The following is a 748-nucleotide window of genomic DNA, read 5'->3' on the forward strand; positions in this document are numbered from 1 at the left end:
TGAAATACGCGTGTAAATTGTGTGGTGAGTTTTAACCAGTTTTCAGAGGAAATATTGACTCTTTCGAGTAAGGGTAAGTGTGTACTTTCAATATACCCTCGTTTGTCCTCTCGTATACAACGCCCCGTTAACTCAACAAGTTCAAGGTACGATTTAAGCTCAAACGGTAGCCCTTTTGGCATGATTTGACGTGGCATGCCTGCAAAGCGGAGCAGTTGTTTTGGTTGCTTGCCTTCCTTTGCGTGTGTTAAGCGTAGTTGAGCGCTGGTATGGTCAGATTCTTCTGGTGTATTTGCCATTTTGGCTCTAATGGGGTTTAAATCTACATACGCCATGCAGGCCGCCAATGCAGCTTCATCCAATAATGCTTGTGATGTAAAACGTCCCTCCCAAAACCTCCCAGTGCAGTTATCTTCTTTATTTGCCCTGCGCGCAATGTCTTCATTTAACACCCGCATAAACCAACTAATACTTGATAAACGCTCTCGATACTCCTTTACTGTTTGATTAAAAAAAATGAATTCAGCTTTACTTAACTTCTCACCTTGTATGTACTTTTGCGTAAGGACAGTACCTTTACACAGCTTGTGCCAGCGAATAACAATCGCTTTATCATTCAGCCGATTCGCCTTTTTATCATCAACATACAGGACTAAGTGCGTATGATTGCTCATAACAGCATAAGCACAGACGTCAATACAAAATATCTTGGCTAACTCTAGCAGTTTGTCTTCAACCCACCCTCTGC

General features: G+C 42.1%; 1 protein-coding gene. It reads right to left on the reverse strand.

The genetic code is table 11. The features are described 5' to 3' along the window. On the reverse strand, nt 1–748 hold a 748-nt coding region (locus H5119_RS20000), incomplete at both ends, for a transposase (RefSeq protein WP_182703482.1).

The organism is Pseudoalteromonas sp. SG45-5, assembly GCF_014164085.1.
In the GTDB taxonomy this organism is placed as follows: domain Bacteria; phylum Pseudomonadota; class Gammaproteobacteria; order Enterobacterales; family Alteromonadaceae; genus Pseudoalteromonas; species Pseudoalteromonas aliena.